Raw genomic sequence first — 15,047 nt, 5'->3', positions numbered from 1 at the left:
ACAATTCCTATTCTGGAAACATCGGCTTAAATAAAATTAAAGTGAAGATAGTATTTTACTGATAACAAGCTTCTTATATACTCTCTTCATGTTTTAAATAATCTTTAAAACAGCCTCTAAGCATCAACTCGCATAGAGGCCGGCAATTCTTAAAAATCATAAATTGCGGTGAAATTCACGCGGTTATCAATACCTTTTAAATCTGAGAATGTTTTACGTTCGCCATACATATATTCAACACCCACGTTTATTGGTTTTACAGGGTTATAGAACATATTGATCCAGGCTTCTTTTAACTCTTTATTTTGCGTAGTGTCATTTTTCACTAAAGCAGAAAAATCATTATCATCATTCGCCCGCATATACCCCGCGCCTAAAGTTGAGCGGATTTTTGGCGTCCATTGCTGTGTAAATCCTACAGCAAGGGTATCAAACTCATTCGGTTTAATGTTTTCATCTGCATTAAACACATAAGCGTAGTTCGACCATAATACGTTTTTGGTATCCCCTTTAATATGATTATAATCAAAGCGGATTAGGCTGTTGTCGGCAATTTTTAATTTCCCGCCAAGCGCTGCGCCCCAAGCCAGAAAGTCATCATGCTTGCCATAAGTGGTGGCTTTTTGTGTCAGGAACAGCCGTCCGGACAAAGCCGAACCATTATCGAACTTATAGTTTAAACGGCCGACAGCAGACGGCATTTTTAATTTTGCATTCGCATCTGTTTTAAAATCCTGCGTTCCGGAAGTGGTTACCGTTTCAGCTTTAGGATCTTCCAAACTCACGGCCAGATTCATATTTTTATCAATTGGATAAGTATATTTGATCTGCGGCGTACGGGTTAAAGAACCGCCAACAGACAACGAGGCATCTACAGTCTCTGGAAAATACTCCACGGCGTTAAAGTTCGACCACGTTTGACCCAACAGCCAATTATCATAAGTCATATAAGCATGGCGGATACGGAATGTATCGCGTCCTGAACCGCCAAAGAAGTCCATCTCCAATTTCCCGCCCAAACTATGCTCACCGACCGGAGTTTTAAAATTCAAACCGAAACGTGTCGCATTCATTGTGCTTTGGAACTTATCTGAATTGTTATTTTCAGCCGCAGTATTTTGCAAAGGAACGGAGCTGATATAGTTATACATGGTGCTCGGACCGCGTATCTGATAGGACGCATCTGCACGGACATTGCCATACAATTCAAATTCAGCGCCATTTTTAGTGACAAAATGCGTTAAGTCGCTTTTTGCCGATGGCTTAGAGTTTGCCTTTTCTTCAAGCTTGGGCAATTGCGCTTCAATTTGCTGTTGAGTCTTCTGCTGCGCTAGACTTTGCTGCTGTATTAAAGTTTGCAGCTGCTGAACTTGCTGTTGCAATTGCTCAATCTGTTCTTCCAGACTTGCACCTGCAAAACTTGCAGTCCCCACTGTCAGCAAAGAAATGCTTAACACGCTTTTGCGAAATAAATGTACATACTGTTGCATTATGAAATTCCTTTTAAACGTATAATTAAAGGGGCAATAAGCTCCCCCTGATGCAGCGCTGCTACAACATTGATGTTTTGAAATAAGCGGGAAATAAATAGAAATCCTCTAAGAAAAATCCTTTCCCTTAGAACATCGCTATCTATTTAAATAAGTTAAAAATCAGCTTTGTGCCGAAATTAATTCGCGCAGTTTAAATTTCTGAATTTTTCCAGATGGCGTCATTGGAATCTCTTCCCACACCTCTAAGCGTTCAGGAATATATTGATTGGCCAAATTTTGCGTTTTGAGGAATTCGACAATATCAGGCAGGGTCAAATGTTTGCTGTTTTCTTTCAATTTCACAATTGCGCATGCTTTTTCGCCCATCCGCTCATCCGGATAAGCAACCAATGCGACCATAGCGATATCAGGATGCTTGTATAAAAGCGACTCTATTTCGGAGACAGGAATATTTTCACCGCCACGAATAATCACATCTTTTTTTCGTCCAGCAATGCGGATATAACCCTGTTCATCTTGGTACGCAATGTCCCCGGTATCCAGCCAATCCTCTGCATCCGTATCGTTCAAATGCGGACGTTTCAGATAACCGCCAAAATTAGAACAGGTGCGGATCATCAGGCGGCCGGCTTCATTTACAGGTTTAATATTGCCTGCTTTATCCACAATTTTTACTTCTACGCCGGGCAAGGGCAAGCCGTCGGTATTGAATGATCTTTCATCATCATCTTCAGGCCGTGTTGTCGTTACCGCCCCGCACTCTGACATTCCCCAAGCTGAGATGACTTTTACACCCAAAATTTGACGGGCTTTCTGCACCAATGGACTTGGAATTGGCGCGCCTGCGCACAAAAAAGTCTTGAGTGATTTCACTTGATCATGATGTTCAGCGACCGTATTGGCCAAGTCATTCAGAAATGGCGTTGAAGCCATCGTAAAGCTGATTTGATGCTGATGAATCAATTCAACAGCTTGATTTACATCCCAGACATCTTGCAGCACAATTTTGGCCTGCAAAATCACTGGCATAATTAAGCCATACATGAAGCCTGTTTGATGCGCCATTGGAGAGGCCATTAAAATCACGTCATTTTGACTGAGATGCAGGCGTTCCGCATAAGGCACAATATTGGCATACAGTGTATTTGAAGTATGCATTACGCCCTTAGGCTCACCTGTGGTACCTGAAGTAAAAATGAGCTGCGTCACATCATCAGGGTCAGCCTGAAAATGATTTAACTCATCTAATGCGTGCTGATTCTGCTCTAAGCCATGATTCACCAACACCTGATCATAGTTATTGCCGCCCAGCCCATTCACCACCACGACATGCTGTAAAGTATCTAATTTATCTTTCAACTTATTGGCAAGAGTTTCATGATCAAAATTGCGGTATAGTTTTGGAACAACAAAGACCTTGGATTCAGCATGTTTCAGCATGAATTCCAGCTCACGCTCACGGAAAATCGGCATCAATGGATTAAGCACCGCGCCAATGCGGGCGCATGCAAAATAAAGCAGGCTGAACTCCCACCAATTCGGCAATTGGCAAGAAACAACATCATTTTTAACCACGCCAAGCTGTTTTAAGCCTAATGCGATTTTATTGGTTAAATCTAAAATTTCTTTAAAATTAAAAGAAATCTGCTGCTTGGTCTCGGTTCTAAAGCTGACCAGTGCCTCTTTATTCGGCTGCTTTTCTACAGCTTCGTGTAATGATTGAATAATTGTTTGATTCAACCAATACCCTTGCTTCAGCATCCTCTCCTTTCTTGGAGATATAAGTACCGCGTCGAAGTCCATTCCCAAACTCCTAATTTTAATTGTATGCGAAATTGTTAAAGCGATTTTGAAGCGGCATTGATATCTGTTCTGTTATCAATGCCGCCCGTTTAACTATGCCGGTACAGCTTTTCTGCCAGCTTTATGGCGCGCAATAATGGTCTTCATAATTTGCGCTGTTCCATCGCCAATCTGAAAACCGAGCACATCACGCATGCGCTGTTCCATCACGCCTCTGTCATAGCCCGCATGCCCGAAAGTCAGCAAGCATTGGTGAATGACGTCATAGGCAAGTTTAGGCCCCCACCATTTGCACATGCCGGCCTCAGCTGTATGCGGCAAATGGTTGTCCTTCAGCCATAATGTTTGCAGGCACAGTAAACGCGCAGCTTCCACTTGTGTTTCATAATCAGCAAGAGGATGTGAAACCCCTTGGAACGCCGTCAGCGGCTTACCGAAAGCTTCCCGCTGAGCTGCATATTCCCAAGCCTCATCCAGTGACACCCGTGCAACCGCAAGAACTTGCAAACCAATGAGCGCCCGTGAAAAATCAAAGCCCTGCATGACCTGCACAAAACCCTTATTTTCTTCACCCAAGCGATGATTGACTGGTACGCGCACGTTATCAAAAAAGATTGAACCGCGCCCAATGGCACGCTGCCCATGGCAGTCAAAACGTGTAGTCGAAATTCCCGGTAAATTCATAGGCACCAATACAGCAGTGACCCCATGCGCGCCGGATTCGACTGTACCTGTACGTCCGAATATGACTGATGCATCTGCTTGGTCGGCTGCAGAAATTGACGTCTTCTCACCGTTCAGAACATATTCATCACCATCACGTTCTATTTTTAAACGCAGGTTGCCGGCATCTGAACCGCCGCGCGGCTCGGTTAGGCCAATGGAGAAAATAGCCTCGCCCGCTGTAAGTTTCTGCAGCCAAGGCGTTACCACTTCCGGGTCACCATGCTCAGCGAGAATCTGGCCATTGAGCGACGCCAATAAATTAATATATGAAAAACTTAAATCTGCTTTGGCAATTGCTTCATGAATCACGCCTGCGGCTAGACGCCCCATGCCTTGACCGCCGTACTGCTCTGGCAATTCAGGTGCAATAAAGCCCATTTCTCCCATTTTCTTGACCAAATCACGGTCAAAAATACGGCTTTGGTCCCGTTCTAAAAAACCAGGGGCAATAAACTTTTGTGCAAATTTATCGGCTGTTTCTGCTAAAAATTCTAAGTCTTCGGTAATATAAGGATTCTTGCTCATGCTTTATCTCCTTACTTAGCGAATTTACGGAATTCTGGCTTACGTTTTTCTTTCAGCGCATTTACACCTTCACGAGACTCTTCAGTGTCGTAATACAATTTCAGCGCATACATCCCCATACCCGCAATACCGGCTTGATGAGCGGTGTCCATATTAAAGCTGCGTTTCGCAATGGCCAATGCAGTCGGGCTGCGCTCACACAGCTCTTCGCCCCAAGCTTGCACTTCGGCATCCAGCTGTTCAGCCGGTACGCATTTATTGGCTAAACCAATATCCACCGCTTCTTGGCCTGAATAACGACGGCACATATACCAAATTTCACGCGCTTTTTTCTCACCAACCACACGTGCAAGGAACGCAGTACCATAACCAGGGTCAACAGAACCCATTTTTGGCCCAACTTGACCGAAAATCGCTTTTTCAGAACAAATGGTTAAATCACAGATTGTTGCCAATACATTTCCGCCGCCAATGGCATAACCCTGTACCCGTGCAATAACTGGTTTCGGCACATCACGGATTGCGGTATGCAGCTCTTCCATCGGCAAGCCAATCGTGCCGCGGCCATCATAGTTGCCATCATGCGCAGACTGATCACCGCCGGTACAAAAGGCTTTTTCGCCTGCGCCAGTCAGTACAATGGCTCCAATTTGGCGGTCATAACCTGCTTTATTTAAAGCACGAATAATTTCATCACAAGTTTGGCCTCGGAACGCATTCATTTTTTCAGGGCGATTAATTGTGATCCATGCAACGCCATTTTTCACTTCATATAAAATATCTTCAAAATTCATTGTCTGTTCCTTTCCTTGAAAACTGCATCTAACTATTTGCACACATTGCTATCTAAAATATCTGGATGATTGCTGAGTGCTCAACAATCTTAACCATTCATGGTTAAGCCGCCAGAAACACTCAATACTTGGCCGGTAATAAAGCTTGCATCATCGCTTAAGAAAAATGCGATAGAGGATGCAAGATCATCCGGCTGGCCCAAACGGCCTAATGGAATAGCGCGAGTGAATGCTTCACGGAGTTTTTCTGGATTTGAAGCGCCTTCAGTCACACCTGCCAATAAAGCCGTATCTGTTGGGCCCGGACAAATAACATTCACGGTAATGTTATTGCGAGAATGCTCACGCGCTAATGTTTTAGAGAATGCAAGCAAGCCGCCTTTACATGCCGCATAAACAGCTTCACCAGATGACCCTACACGGGCTGCATCGGATGCAATATTGACAATACGTCCTTTATTGCGTTCTGCCATGCCTTTTAATACGGCATGGTGCATATTCAGCATACCGACCAGATTGATTTGAATCAGCTTTTCCCATTCATCTGGGGTAGATTTAATGAATGGTTTGAAAATATCCCAGCCTGCATTGTTCACTAGGCCATCAATTGGGCCGAATTCTTTTTCTGTTGCTTCTACAGCTTGATCAACCACATCTTTTTGAGTGATGTCACATTGAATTGCAAGCGCTGTTCCGCCCGCGGCTTGAATTTCCGCGGCAAGCTTTTGAGCGGCCTCTAAATTCATATCAAAAACGGCAACCTTGGCGCCTTCCTGCGCTAAGCGCTTGCATGTCGCACTGCCAATACCGCCTGCGCCGCCAGTTACAATAATGACTTTTTCCTTTAGCCCTTTCATCTCATTTGTCCTTTATGTTATTCAAAATTATGCTTCTTAATCCATGATTCAAACATAGCCAATAAGAAAATTAATTTCAATTATCTATTTATATATTTCACTATACGAAATTTTATTAAAAACTTTTTATAATACATATATCATTGTTTTTTATTATTTTTAATACAATAAATAACATTTATTTGAAATTTTTTGTTACATTTATTTCTTAAGAACCTACTTCATGAAATTTTAAATTAATCCAAAGTTTAAAAAACTAAAATCCCCCGTCATTTATTGCCTGTAAATACATCAATTTCTGATAAGTTTTGATCTGCGGAATATAGTTTTTTTAGGTGTCTATCGTCATATTTAATATCTACCCAGCCTATTTTCAGTAAATTTTTTACGCATAAAAAAAGGTATTGCACGTTAATGCAATACCTTCGTTTTTCAATCAAAAATTCAAGCCACTTTAGGGCGGCATAGCGCCTTAGCGATGCTGTGAATTTTACTAATTGCAGAAAGCGGCTATACCCGTCTGCGCACGCCCCAAAATCAAGGCATGAACATCATGCGTCCCTTCATAGGTATTAACGACTTCCAAATTTACCAGATGACGCGCTATACCAAATTCATCACTGATGCCATTTCCGCCCAGCATGTCACGCGCTACCCGTGCGATATCAAGGGCTTTCCCACAATTATTGCGCTTAATCAGAGAGGTTCCTTCGACAGATGCAATCCCTTCATCTTTCATCCGGCCAAAACGCAGCGCAACTTGCAGGCCAAGCGCAATCTCCGTTTGCATATCCGCCAATTTCTTTTGAATCAACTGGTTGGCAGCCAATGGCCGCCCAAACTGCTTCCGGTCCATCGTGTACTGATGCGCTGTGTGCCAGCAGAATTCAGCAGCCCCCATGGCGCCCCAGGCAATTCCATAACGCGCGCTATTCAAGCAGGTAAATGGTCCGCGTAAACCGCGAATTTCAGGGAAAGCATTCTCTTCAGGGACAAAAACATTGTCCATCACAATTTCACCTGTAATTGAAGCCCGCAAGCCCACTTTGCCATGAATAGCGGGTGCTGACAGGCCTTCCCAGCCTTTTTCAAGGATAAAGCCGCGGATCTCCCCAACATTCCCCTCCGCAGAGACTTCTTTTGCCCACACGACAAAAACATCTGCAATCGGGCTATTGGTAATCCACATTTTTGCGCCGCTTAGACGATAACCGCCCTCAACCTTTTTCGCGCGGGTAATCATGCTTCCCGGGTCAGAACCGTGATCTGGTTCAGTCAGGCCAAAACAGCCGATGTATTCCCCAGTTGCGAGTTTTGGAAGGTATTTCTGTTTTTGCTCTTCTAAGCCAAATTCATTAATCGGCACCATCACCAATGAGCTTTGCACGCTCGCCATTGAGCGGTAGCCTGAATCAACACGCTCAACTTCACGGGCAATCAAGCCATAACTCACATAATTCAAACCGGCGCCGCCATACTGTTCCGGAATTGTCGGCCCCAGCAAGCCCAATTCGCCCATTTCACGAAAAATCGTGGCATCCGTTTTTTCATGACGGAACTGCTCTAAAACACGGGGCAAGAGTTTATCTTGAGAATAGGCAAATGCTGCATCACGAATCATGCGTTCTTCTTCAGTCAGCTGCTGCTCCAATAAAAATGGATCTTGCCAATTAAATTTTGCAGGTTTCATTCTAAATTCCTTTTCACTTATCGGTTATTTGCTTTGCTTAATATTCGGGCGCTTACTGCATTTACGAGGTTGCAGCTTTAATCATGTCACGCGCAATAATAATTTGCTGAATTTGCGTTGTTCCCTCATACAAGCGGAATAGGCGCACATCACGATAAAACCGCTCAATTGAATATTCACTGATATAGCCCGCACCGCCATGAATCTGTAAACAGCGGTCTGCAACCCGGCCGCACATTTCTGTCGCGAACATTTTTGCACAGGATGCTTCTGTGCTGATGTTTTCGCCCAAATCCCGACGGCGCGCGGCATCTAAAACCATGCATTTAGCCGCATAAATTTCAGTTTTTGAATCAGCCAGCATGCCTTGAATCAGCTGGAAATTCGCAATTGCCTGTCCGAACTGCTTGCGCTCAATTGCATACTTTAAAGCATCGTCCAGCATGCGTTCTGCCATGCCTGCACTATATGCAGCAATATGCAAACGGCCTTTATCCAATACTTTCATTGCTGTTTTAAAGCCCACGCCTTCAACACCGCCAATCAATTGATCTTTATGCACACGGCAATTGTCAAAAATGACATCACAGGTGCACGAACCTTTCTGCCCCATTTTTTTATCAATTTTTCCGAGTGACAGGCCTTCAGTACCGGCCTCCACTAAAAATGCAGAAATGCCTGATGCGCCTTTTATGTCAGGATTTGTCCGCGCCATGACTGTAAATGTCTGAGCGCGAGGCGCATTGGTAATAAAGCGTTTCGTACCGTTTAAGATGTAATAGTCACCATCTTTTACAGCGGTAGTTTTCAGCGATGCCGCATCTGAGCCTGAATCCGGTTCAGTCAAACAAAACGAACCGATAATTTCGCCGCTTGCATAACGCGGCAAATATTTCTGCTTCTGCTCTTCAGTTCCGTCAATCAAAATACCGCTTGAGCCAATTCCATTATTTGTACCAATTAAAGAACGGAAAGCGGCTGAAGTCTGCCCCAGCTCAAAAGCCACTCTGACTTCTTCTTCCATGGTGATGCCTAAACCGCCAAACTCTTCTGGAATCGTCAATCCAAACAGCCCCATATCACGCATTTGCTGGATGATATGTTCTGGAATTGCATCCGTTTCATCTACTTCATGCTCTAGCGGCTTCAATTCATTTTCCACAAAATCATGAATGGTCGACAACAGCTGTTCTAACAATTGTTCATCGCGAATCATTATTTTCTCCTATTCCGTTAGAGGATCAGATTTCCATAAAATTTATTAAAATTGCAAATAATTTCGTTATGCGAAATACATTATCAATTTAATTATATAGTGACAATAGGAAAAGTAATTTTTTATACAAAAAATCATGAAATGAAAATTATTTTTTCAAAAAATCCTAAAATACAGCTTTCAAGATTGAATATTCACCAAAATTACACTAAATTAGTTTTAAAAGATTATTTTGCTCTGCGGAATTTATTTAAAATGAATCAAAATCCAGTTGTGCTTGTAGATTATTCTGTTCCTGCCGTCGCAGTCATTCAAATCAACCGTCCCGAAGCCAAAAATGCACTCAACACCCAAGTGCGGAAATTGCTTTCAGAAGCGGTCGCCCTGCAAATTGATAATGATGATATTCGCGTCATTATCATTACCGGCGGTGATGAAGTTTTTGCAGCCGGCGCAGATTTAAAAGAACTGGCCGATGCAACATCTATGGAGGTTTATTTACGCCGTGCGGAACGCTATTGGCAAACAATTGCCAACTGTCCTAAACCGATTATTGCGGCAGTGAATGGTTTTGCGCTGGGCGGCGGCTGCGAATTGGCCATGCATGCCGACATTATCATTGCTGGAAAAAATGCCCAGTTCGGTCAGCCTGAAATTAAAGTTGGCGTCATGCCTGGAGCCGGAGGTACGCAACGTCTGGTTCGAGCTGTTGGAAAATTCCATGCCATGCGCATGATTATGACCGGCTGCCTTATTTCGGCTGATGAAGCCTTTCAAATGGGATTGGTCTCCCAAGTGACCGAAAATACGGACACCTTAGAAACGGCTTATAAAATGGCGCAGCAAATGGCCAAACTGCCGCCCATTGCACTCGAACAAATTAAAGAAGTGGTGCTGCTCAGTGAAGATGTGCCGCTCAATGCCGGATTGGCATTAGAACGCAAAGCCTTTCAGCTGCTATTTGATACCCAAGACCAAAAAGAAGGCATGTCAGCATTCTTGGAAAAGCGAAAACCGGTTTATCAAGGTAAATAATCACCGGCAGTCTAAGGGCTGTGCACCTTTCAGCGATAAAATCAGGAATAAAGATGAATAAGGAAATACAAAAGATTGGCGTGATCGGCGCTGGAATTATGGGCACAGGAATTGCCCAAATTGCCATCCAGTCTCAGCATGAGGTTTACTTGTTTGATGTTCAGCCCGGTGCAGCAAAACAGGCGCAGGCTAAACTTCAAGACACATTCAATAAGCTTGTGGCTAAACAAAAAATCACTGAACAGCAAATGGGCGAAGCTCTAAATAATTTGCATATCGCAGAGGAAATTGAAGCGCTGCAGCACTGTGATTTGATTATTGAAGCGATTGTTGAAAAATTAGAAATTAAACAGTCATTAATGAAACAGCTCGAAGCCATTGTCGATGAGTCAACCATACTCGCTTCAAATACATCTTCGCTGTCAATCACTGCTATTGCTGCTGAATGCAAGCATCCTGAACGTGTTGCGGGTTATCATTTTTTCAATCCGGTTCCGCTCATGAAGGTTGTGGAAGTCATTCAGGGCTTGAGAACCCGTCCTGAAATCTGCAATCAATTAGTAGCGCTGGCGCAGAAAATGGGACACTGCCCTGTTCGTACAAAGGATACGCCCGGATTTATCATCAACCATGCAGGACGGGCTTACGGAACAGAAGCGCTCAAAATTCTCAGTGAGAATGTCACATCTTTTTCGGAAATTGACCAAATTTTAAAAGCGTCTTTAGGCTTTAAAATGGGGCCTTTTGAGCTGCTTGATTTAACGGGTTTGGACGTTTCACATCCTGTTATGGAGTCCGTTTACAATCAATATTATCAAGAGCCGCGCTATCGTCCGAATGTGCTTACGCAGCAACTGCTGACAGGGAAAAAACTGGGCAGAAAAACTTCAGAAGGGTTTTACCGCTATATGGATCAGCAAAAGCTAGATCCGGTGCTCAGCCCGAAATATTCTCCTATTCGGCATCAAGTCAAAAGAGTCTGGCTATCAACAGAATTTCAGAGCGACTTCACTCAGCTTTCGCAATATCTCAGTGAAAGGCTGATTCTCATCAATCATGAAAGCAAGCCTTCTAAGAATGACCTCATCCTGATTGCCAATTATGGTGAAGATGCAACACATGCGGCACAAAGGCTCGATGTCAATCCTGAACAAATTGTATGCATTGATATGCTGGGAAATTTTGATCGCTGCCGCACACTCATGCCAACGCTGATAACGCAGCGGAAATATATTGAAGCGGCGCTCGACATCTTTACTCAGGCGGAATGCAAGGCCTATGTGATTCAGGAAAGTTTAGGTTTTGTTGCGCAGCGTGTGCTCGCCATGATTGTCAATTTAGCCTGTGATATTGCGCAGCAAAATATCGCCAGCGTTGATGATATCAATGCCGCAGTCAAACTCGGGCTTGGTTATCCTCATGGCCCGATTGAATGGGGTGATGCTGCAGGCCGCGAAAAAATATTATTGATCCTCGAAAGAATGACCGCCATTAGCCATGACCCGCGTTACCGTCCAAGCCCATGGCTCCAAAGACGGACCAAATTAAATTTATCATTGAATACCCCAGCTTAAACCCTAAATTTATTGAAAAAAACATCAAGGAATGAACAATTATGAATGCATATATTTACGATGGCTTGCGTACTCCCATTGGCCGCCATGCAGGAAGCCTAGCGAGCATCCGCCCAGATAATCTGGCGGCTCATGTCATTAACGCATTGGTCAAAAAAACTGGAATTGATGCCGCTGATATTGAAGAAGTGATTTTAGGCAATACCAATCAAGCTGGCGAAGACTGCCGGAATGTAGCTCGAAATGCGCTTTTGGTCGCTGGCCTCCCTGTCACTGTTGCCGCTCAAACCGTGAACCGCTTATGCGCAAGCGGCTTAGCTGCGGTCATTGATGCTGCGCGCGCTATTCATTGCGGTGAAGGCGAACTCTATATTGCCGGCGGTGTGGAAAGCATGTCGCGTGCACCTTTTGTACTGGCCAAAGCTGAAGCGGCTTACAGCCGTGATGTCCAAATATTTGATACCACAATCGGCTCACGCTTTCCCAATAAAGAGCTGATTAAATTGTACGGCAACGATTCCATGCCTGAAACAGGCGACAATGTTGCAGAAGCTTTTGGAATCAGCCGTGAACAGGCCGATGCTTTTGCTGCTGCGTCACAGGCGAAATATGAAAAAGCCAAACAAGCCGGTTTTTTTAAAGATGAGATTTTAGCGGTTGACGTTCCGCAAGGACGCAAAGCGCCGCCAAAAACGGTGGATGAAGACGAGCATCCCCGCCCAGCCTCAAACTTTGAAGCATTGCAAAAATTAAAACCGCTGTTTGAAGGCGGTGTTGTTACCGCTGGCAATGCATCGGGTGTGAATGATGGCGCCGCGGCTTTGCTGATTGGCAATAACAGCATTCAAGAAAAATATGGCATTCGCCCCCTTGCTAAAATATTAGCGTCGGCATCTTCTGGAATTGAACCTAGAATTATGGGCGCAGGTCCTATCGAAGCCGTTAAAAAAGCTTTGCAACGCGCTAATTTAACCTTGGATGATATGGATATTATTGAAATCAATGAAGCTTTCGCATCTCAAGTATTATCCTGTCTAAAAGGCTTAGACATTGCATTTGATGATCCGCGCGTCAATCCCAATGGAGGCGCAATCGCAATTGGACATCCTTTGGGCTGCTCGGGGGCTCGCCTTACTTTAACCGTTTCCCGTGAGCTGCAGCGCGCCAAGAAAAAATATGCCGTCATCAGTTTATGTATCGGCGTTGGTCAAGGCTTGGCCATGGTGATCGAGAATGCTCAACTAGAATGAGCCATTCAATAAGCTTTTCTGCCTAAATTTAAAGATCGCTATGCAGGCTTGGAAAGAACTGAAGGGTTCAAAAGTTTTGTATAGCGAAATTTATTGCTATTATATATCCATTGATTTTATTAAATATTGGAACATTATGTATCCTCAAGATGACGCTGCTCCAGAGCCGGTAGAAAAAAAAATAAATTTGGATGAAATTCGATTAGATCCTATTTCACATATTCATCGTGAAAATAATCCGCAATTCATTGCATCATTGGCGCGCGGATTAGAAATTCTTCGGTGCTTTACGGCTTCGACTCAAATTTTAGGCAATCAAGAATTGTCTAATTTGACTGGTCTGCCCAAGCCGACCATTGCCCGCATTACCAATACACTGGTGTCATTAGGCTATTTAAAGCAATTACCCAATTCAACTAAATATACATTGGATACTGGTGTATTGGCTTTGGGCTATGCATCGCTTTCTAATATTTCAGCCCGTATTCATGCGCGCCCGTATATGGAAGAAATGGCCAAGTACACTCAAGCGCCTGTTGCCATGGCAACCCGAGACCGCCTAAATATGCTATATCTCGATGTCGTTCAGGCTGAATCAAATCTGACTATGCGCCGTCCAATCGGATCAACAATTCCGCTGCACAATACAGCAATGGGCCGCGCTTGTCTGGCTGCAATGCCAGAAAATGAACGCAGTTTTATTATGGAAGCGCTGGGTAAACGCCACCAAGATGAATGGCCAAAAATCAAGCGCGCATTAGAACGCTCTTTTCATGATTATCAAAATTATGGCTATTGTTTATCGTTAAGTGAATGGCACAAAGAAGTGAACTCAGTTGCTGTTCCAATGGTTCATCCGATGCACGGTTTATTGGTATTCAACTGCGGTGCGCCAAGCTATTTGGTAGACCAAGAAAAATTAGAAAATGAAATTGGCCCCCGTTTAATCTATATGGTGCAAAATATTCAAGAAGCTTTAAATAATGCCATTTAAGCGGGTAGCCAACAAAGCTACTGGCTATATTGCACAAAACTTCATTACACAACACTTCGCGAAGCATGAATAGATTTTCATCCCAAGACTTTCTAAATTTCGTATACAGATCTAACCTTCAATAAAAAGCCAGTCAGCACTTGCTCTGACTGGCTTTTTGCAGCTGTTCTTGAAAGACCCGTGTGGCTTATAACTGAGAAACCATTTCTGGAACCACAGTGTTCAAGTCACCCACTAACCAGTAGTCCGCAACTGCATTAATTGGCGCTTCTTCATCTTTGTTGATCGCAACGATCACTTTAGATTCTTTCATACCCGCCAAGTGCTGAATCGCACCTGAAATACCCACAGCGATGTACAGGTCAGGCGCAACGATTTTACCTGTTTGACCCACTTGCATGTCGTTCGGCACAAAGCCTGCATCCACTGCAGCGCGTGACGCGCCTTGAGCAGCGCCTAGCTTGTCCGCCAATGGGTCAAGTACAGTGTGGTAGTTCTCGCCTGAACCGACACCCCGGCCGCCTGATACAACAATGCGCGCAGCTGTTAATTCCGGACGTTCAGATTTTACGATTTCTTCGTGAATGAACTTAGAGATGCCCGCGTCGCCAGTAGAAGCAGCAGCTTCAACCGCAGCAGAACCGCCCTCGCTTGCAACTGGATCAAAAGCTGTACCGCGTACAGTTGCAACCACAACTGACTCACCAGATTCTACAGTTGCAATCGCGTTGCCTGCATAAATTGGACGCTTGAATGTTTTAGGGCCATCAACTGCAATGATGTCCGTGATCATGCTGACATCAAGAAGCGCAGCTGCGCGTGGCAGAATGTTTTTACCGGTGGTGGTAGACGCAGCAAGGATGTGCGAATAGCCAGAACCGATAGAAGCAACTAATTTAGCTACGTTTTCAGCCAATTGGTTTGCGTAGGCAGCGTCGGCAGCAAGCAGTACTTTGCTTACCTGACCCTTTTCAGTATATCCGTGATTTTCAATCGCAATACCGGGTGCCGACACAGCAGGACTTGCCTGCGCTGCCAAGCTTTACAGGCGGTCTGGTCGGTTATTTCGGCTATGATGCGGTGCGCTATA

The 15,047-nt window shown here is 44.2% G+C and carries 11 protein-coding genes and 2 pseudogenes; 5 read left to right on the top strand and 8 right to left on the bottom strand.

The features are described 5' to 3' along the window. Positions 1-149: 149 nt before the first annotated feature. The 7 genes from AZH43_RS14500 to AZH43_RS14470 all read right to left on the bottom strand — a co-directional run bounded on the left by AZH43_RS14500 (position 150) and on the right by AZH43_RS14470 (position 9,104). Positions 150-1,490: a DcaP family trimeric outer membrane transporter gene (locus AZH43_RS14500; RefSeq protein ID WP_067670940.1), complete on the bottom strand. Its 1,341-nt coding sequence runs from the start codon at positions 1,488-1,490 to the stop codon at positions 150-152. Positions 1,491-1,652: 162 nt separating this feature from the next. Continuing rightward, the gene (gene aliA, locus AZH43_RS14495) at positions 1,653-3,296 is read right to left on the bottom strand and encodes a cyclohexanecarboxylate-CoA ligase (protein ID WP_067670937.1); all 1,644 of its coding nucleotides are present in this window, start codon (positions 3,294-3,296) and stop codon (positions 1,653-1,655) included. Between the two features lie 93 nt (positions 3,297-3,389). After that, a complete protein-coding gene (gene aliB, locus AZH43_RS14490; RefSeq protein ID WP_067670934.1) occupies positions 3,390-4,547 on the bottom strand; it encodes a cyclohexanecarboxyl-CoA dehydrogenase in 1,158 nt (385 codons plus the stop codon). An 11-nt stretch (positions 4,548-4,558) separates the two neighbouring features. Further along, positions 4,559-5,341: a 2-ketocyclohexanecarboxyl-CoA hydrolase gene (badI, locus tag AZH43_RS14485; RefSeq protein ID WP_067670931.1), complete on the bottom strand. Its 783-nt coding sequence runs from the start codon at positions 5,339-5,341 to the stop codon at positions 4,559-4,561. Positions 5,342-5,430: 89 nt separating this feature from the next. Further along, positions 5,431-6,198: a 2-hydroxycyclohexanecarboxyl-CoA dehydrogenase gene (badH, locus tag AZH43_RS14480; RefSeq protein WP_067670928.1), complete on the bottom strand. Its 768-nt coding sequence runs from the start codon at positions 6,196-6,198 to the stop codon at positions 5,431-5,433. 493 nt (positions 6,199-6,691) lie between these two features. Further along, entirely contained in the window at positions 6,692-7,888 is a 1,197-nt protein-coding gene (locus AZH43_RS14475; protein ID WP_067670924.1) for an acyl-CoA dehydrogenase, read from the bottom strand. A 61-nt stretch (positions 7,889-7,949) separates the two neighbouring features. Continuing rightward, on the bottom strand, positions 7,950-9,104 hold the full coding sequence (locus AZH43_RS14470) for an acyl-CoA dehydrogenase family protein (RefSeq protein WP_067670921.1): 1,155 nt from the start codon (positions 9,102-9,104) through the stop codon (positions 7,950-7,952). A gap of 255 nt (positions 9,105-9,359) precedes the next feature. Between AZH43_RS14470 and AZH43_RS14465 the strand changes: the two genes are divergently transcribed. From AZH43_RS14465 to AZH43_RS14450, 4 genes are all read left to right on the top strand, one after another. Continuing rightward, positions 9,360-10,139 carry an enoyl-CoA hydratase gene (locus tag AZH43_RS14465; RefSeq protein WP_067670966.1) on the top strand — a complete coding sequence of 260 codons (780 nt, stop codon included), beginning with the start codon at positions 9,360-9,362 and terminating at the stop codon, positions 10,137-10,139. Positions 10,140-10,192: 53 nt separating this feature from the next. Further along, positions 10,193-11,713, top strand: a complete 1,521-nt coding sequence (locus tag AZH43_RS14460) for a 3-hydroxyacyl-CoA dehydrogenase (RefSeq protein WP_067670918.1) — start codon at positions 10,193-10,195, stop codon at positions 11,711-11,713. Positions 11,714-11,751: 38 nt separating this feature from the next. Next, the gene (locus AZH43_RS14455) at positions 11,752-12,963 is read left to right on the top strand and encodes a 3-oxoadipyl-CoA thiolase (protein WP_067670915.1); all 1,212 of its coding nucleotides are present in this window, start codon (positions 11,752-11,754) and stop codon (positions 12,961-12,963) included. A 136-nt stretch (positions 12,964-13,099) separates the two neighbouring features. Then, the gene (locus AZH43_RS14450; RefSeq protein WP_067670964.1) at positions 13,100-13,957 is read left to right on the top strand and encodes an IclR family transcriptional regulator; all 858 of its coding nucleotides are present in this window, start codon (positions 13,100-13,102) and stop codon (positions 13,955-13,957) included. A 187-nt stretch (positions 13,958-14,144) separates the two neighbouring features. Here AZH43_RS14450 and AZH43_RS14445 read toward each other — a convergent pair. Continuing rightward, positions 14,145-14,918: pseudogene (locus tag AZH43_RS14445) on the bottom strand (FAD-binding protein); the annotation flags it as partial. Positions 14,919-14,920: 2 nt separating this feature from the next. Here AZH43_RS14445 and AZH43_RS18210 point away from each other — a divergent pair. Continuing rightward, positions 14,921-15,047 (top strand): annotated as a pseudogene (locus AZH43_RS18210) (hypothetical protein); the annotation flags it as partial.

This window comes from Acinetobacter pragensis (assembly GCF_001605895.1).
Lineage (GTDB): Bacteria > Pseudomonadota > Gammaproteobacteria > Pseudomonadales > Moraxellaceae > Acinetobacter > Acinetobacter pragensis.
Note: the sequence above shows the minus strand (reverse complement) of the source record. Positions and strands in the feature narration are given on the sequence as shown.

What these genes read in the sequence shown, in the direction of transcription:
- AZH43_RS14500 (WP_067670940.1), bottom strand. Translation starts at nt 1,490, where the DNA reads ATGCAACAGTATGTACATTTATTTCGCAAAAGCGTGTTAAGCATTTCT.
- aliA (WP_067670937.1), bottom strand. Translation starts at nt 3,296, where the DNA reads ATGGACTTCGACGCGGTACTTATATCTCCAAGAAAGGAGAGGATGCTG.
- aliB (WP_067670934.1), bottom strand. Translation starts at nt 4,547, where the DNA reads ATGAGCAAGAATCCTTATATTACCGAAGACTTAGAATTTTTAGCAGAA.
- badI (WP_067670931.1), bottom strand. Translation starts at nt 5,341, where the DNA reads ATGAATTTTGAAGATATTTTATATGAAGTGAAAAATGGCGTTGCATGG.
- badH (WP_067670928.1), bottom strand. Translation starts at nt 6,198, where the DNA reads ATGAAAGGGCTAAAGGAAAAAGTCATTATTGTAACTGGCGGCGCAGGC.
- AZH43_RS14475 (WP_067670924.1), bottom strand. Translation starts at nt 7,888, where the DNA reads ATGAAACCTGCAAAATTTAATTGGCAAGATCCATTTTTATTGGAGCAG.
- AZH43_RS14470 (WP_067670921.1), bottom strand. Translation starts at nt 9,104, where the DNA reads ATGATTCGCGATGAACAATTGTTAGAACAGCTGTTGTCGACCATTCAT.
- AZH43_RS14465 (WP_067670966.1), top strand. Translation starts at nt 9,360, where the DNA reads ATGAATCAAAATCCAGTTGTGCTTGTAGATTATTCTGTTCCTGCCGTC.
- AZH43_RS14460 (WP_067670918.1), top strand. Translation starts at nt 10,193, where the DNA reads ATGAATAAGGAAATACAAAAGATTGGCGTGATCGGCGCTGGAATTATG.
- AZH43_RS14450 (WP_067670964.1), top strand. Translation starts at nt 13,100, where the DNA reads ATGTATCCTCAAGATGACGCTGCTCCAGAGCCGGTAGAAAAAAAAATA.